Genomic DNA, 3,176 nt, shown 5'->3' with positions numbered 1-3,176 from the left:
CAGTTGTAGAAATCATCGCGTACGAAGCCGGACGAGCCATTGCTGCGAACGACGATCCTGACGCCGGCATTCTCGGCAAAGGCGGTGTCGAGGCCTTCGGCGAGGCCAGCCGCCATGAAGTCTCCGACCACCAGCACGGTGCGAGCGTCCGGTGCCTTGTCAACCACCGGGATTTCCGGCTCCGCCGGCGGGCGCGGGGCGCGGGGTTTTTTCGCCTTGGGCCTGGGCCTCGGCTTCTGGATGTCCTGCGGCGGCTCGATGCGCTCGCTGCGGCGCGGGAACAGAAGGTCTCGCAGCGACCAGCCGCGGTTTTGCTGCTCCTGCGCCATGGCCGGCGCATGGAAGGCGCCAGCCACACCGACGGTGAGCACGATCACGGCCAGGATGAGCACCGGCATGCGACGAACAAGCCCTGCGATGCGCGCAGCCGAAGCCACTCGTTTCCTCCATCCCTTGGCGCAGCAAATGCCGCGCCAACCAGATTGCTACAGTGTCCTTTGCGCGCCCGAAAGGCCGCGCGGCACCGCAGGCGGCTCTATTTCTGCCGGAGCCACTTCAGCACTTCCATGCTCGGGTAACCGTCCTGGGTCAAGCCGGCCTTGGCCTGGAAGGCCAAGATGGCTGATTTCGAGCCGTCGCCGATCTTGCCGTCGAACTTGCCGTCATAAAGGCCATGTTGGGAAAGCCGCTGCTGCAGCTCCTGCCTTTCCTCGAAAGTGAGCTTGGTGAAAGGCCGCTTCCAGTCTTGCACGAGACCGCTGGAGCCGGCGATTTCGTCGGCAAGAAGGCCGACGGCCAGCGCATATTTGTCGGCGTTATTGTAGGCTTTGATGACCGTGAAATTCTTGATCATCAGGAAGGCCGGCCCGTTGCGGCCGTCCGGCACCTTCAGCGTCGCCTTGTCGGAGCCGTTCTTGAACGGCTTGCCGTTGGCCCTGACCACGCCGAGCGCCTGCCATTGCGACAGTGTTTTCGAGCCGCCGGGAAGCTTTCCAGCGGGCAAAGCAACCTCATAGCCCCAGGTCTTGCCGGCCTGCCAGCCATTCTTCTTCAACAAATTGGCTGATGTCGCCAGCGCATCGGGGATCGAATTCCAGATGTCGCGTTTGCCATTGCCGTCCATGTCGACGGCATAGTGCAGATAGCTGGTCGGGATGAACTGGGTATGGCCCATGGCGCCGGCCCAGGATCCGCTCAGATGGCTTTCGTCGATATCGCCGGTCTGCAGGATCTTCAGCGCGGCGATCAGCTGGGTGCGAGCGAATTTCGCCCGCTTCGGATCGGCATAGGCCAAGGTCGCCAGCGAGCGCACGACATTGCGCATGACGTCGTCGCGCTTGAGGATCTCGCCATAGTTCGATTCCATCGACCAGATGGCCAGCAGGATGTAACGGTTGACACCGAACCTGGCCTCGATCCGGTCCAGCCACGGCTTCCATTTCCTGGCCATCTGCTGGCCGACGGCGACCGACTGGTCATGGACGCGATTGTCGAAATAGTCCCAGGCGGGGGCCGTGAATTCAGGCTGCGTACGCGCCTTCTCCAGCACCACCGGATCGATATCCCTGATGTTCCTGAAGGCCTGGTCGTAGAGGGCGCCGGAAACGCCGCTCTGCACGGCGGTGGCGCGGAAGCCGGCGACCCACTGCCGGAAACCGGCATCGGCGAAAGCGGGGCCAGGCATCAGCAGAGCGAGCGATAGGCTGGCTGCCGCCATGACGCTGGTAAAAATTTTTGCGGCATTGCGAACGGACATCTTTTCCTCCTTCTCTGTCTCAGGAAAGACCATTCATCGCCGAACCAGGTTAGGAATTAGTTTACCATAGGCGCCACCGGGAACGAAAAGACGCTTCGAAGCTTTACCGGTGGACATTCCTCTCAGTTGCCCAGTAGTCCCGAATTCCGGCGTGAAAATGTCTTGGAACGGGGATTGCGGAGCTGGCCCTCAAACGGATAATTGAAAGCATGAAGAGAGTTCGCAAGGCAGTCTTCCCGGTCGCCGGTCTCGGCACACGGTTTCTCCCGGCCACCAAGGCTGTCCCCAAGGAAATGCTGACCGTCGTCGACCGGCCGGTGATCCAGTATGTGGTGGATGAGGCACGCGAGGCCGGCATCGAGCATTTCATCTTCGTCACCGGCCGCAACAAGGCCGTCATCGAGGACCATTTCGACATCCAGTTCGAACTCTATGACACGCTGGCCCAGCGCGGCAAGGACGACCAGCTCGCCCGCCTGCAACGGCTGCAGCCGGCGCCGGGGCAGACCAGTTTCACACGCCAGCAGGTGCCGATGGGACTTGGCCATGCCGTCTGGTGCGCCCGTGAGCTCGTCGGCGACGAGCCCTTCGCGCTGTTGCTGCCCGACATGATCATGCAGTCGGAGAAGAGCTGCACGAAGGCAATGGTCGAGCTCTACGAGGAGACCGGCAACAACATCATCGCGGTGCAGGAATGCGCTCCCGCCGAAACCCACAAATACGGCATCGTCGGCCGCGGCGAGGACACGCATCACGGTTTCCGCATCACCGAGATGGTGGAAAAGCCGAAGGCCGGCACCGCGCCGTCCAATCTTTACATCAACGGCCGCTACATCCTGCAGCCGGAGATCTTCAAGATCCTTGAAGGCCAGGAAAAAGGCGCCGGCAACGAGATCCAGCTCACCGACGCCATGCTGAAGCTGGAAAAGCAGCAGCCTTTCTACGGCTACCACTATCGAGGCCGCACGTTCGACTGCGGATCGCCGGAAGGCTTCGTCGAGGCCAATGTCGCCTTCGCGCTGTGGCGCAGCGACATGAACGAGAACATGGCCGGTGTGATCCGCACGCTTCTCGATGAGATGAAGCCATCCGAGCGCCGCGGCGCCGCATCTTAAGTCGATGTCGATGTTCAGCCGGTCCGCGGAAGGGCCGGTCTGATCTCAACGCACGTTTGGCACGCAAGTCCTCAGCGCTGCACTTTCACGCCGAGGAAGATGCTGTTGGCGGTGTAGTCCCGGCCCGGCAGATTGCTGGTCAGCTTCTCGGTCCTCACCCTTGTGGTGAGGCCGGCGTAGCGGTTCAGCCACCAGGTCAGTCCGGCCTCGGCGCTCAACACCCTGTCATGGCCATCGATGCCGATGTAATCACGCCAGTCGAGGCCCAGAGCCGCATTGGCGGTGAGGTTGGCGCGGATCTGGCG

The 3,176-nt window shown here is 62.1% G+C and carries 3 protein-coding genes and 1 pseudogene; 1 reads left to right on the top strand and 3 read right to left on the bottom strand.

Translation table 11 applies throughout. The annotated features are described in order from the left end of the window. A pseudogene (locus tag EN984_RS27990) lies at positions 1 to 437 on the bottom strand (DUF459 domain-containing protein); the annotation flags it as partial. Positions 438 to 535: 98 nt separating this feature from the next. Then, on the bottom strand, positions 536 to 1,756 hold the full coding sequence (locus EN984_RS27985; protein WP_127270259.1) for a lytic murein transglycosylase: 1,221 nt from the start codon (positions 1,754 to 1,756) through the stop codon (positions 536 to 538). Positions 1,757 to 1,965: 209 nt separating this feature from the next. On the opposite strand from EN984_RS27985, the gene galU reads away from it, so the two are divergent. Continuing rightward, positions 1,966 to 2,871 carry a UTP--glucose-1-phosphate uridylyltransferase GalU gene (galU, locus tag EN984_RS27980; protein WP_127270261.1) on the top strand — a complete coding sequence of 302 codons (906 nt, stop codon included), beginning with the start codon at positions 1,966 to 1,968 and terminating at the stop codon, positions 2,869 to 2,871. A gap of 71 nt (positions 2,872 to 2,942) precedes the next feature. On the opposite strand, the gene EN984_RS27975 is transcribed toward galU, so the two are convergent. After that, positions 2,943 to 3,176 (bottom strand): outer membrane beta-barrel protein (locus EN984_RS27975; RefSeq protein ID WP_164765696.1); only part of this gene is annotated, 234 nt, incomplete at its 5' end.

Source organism: Mesorhizobium sp. M7A.F.Ca.CA.004.12.1.1 (assembly GCF_003997835.1).
Classification (GTDB): domain Bacteria; phylum Pseudomonadota; class Alphaproteobacteria; order Rhizobiales; family Rhizobiaceae; genus Mesorhizobium.
The sequence above is the reverse complement of the archived record's forward strand: the minus strand, read 5'-3'. Positions and strand labels throughout refer to the sequence as shown.

What these genes read in the sequence shown, in the direction of transcription:
- EN984_RS27985 (WP_127270259.1), bottom strand. Translation starts at nt 1,756, where the DNA reads ATGTCCGTTCGCAATGCCGCAAAAATTTTTACCAGCGTCATGGCGGCA.
- galU (WP_127270261.1), top strand. Translation starts at nt 1,966, where the DNA reads ATGAAGAGAGTTCGCAAGGCAGTCTTCCCGGTCGCCGGTCTCGGCACA.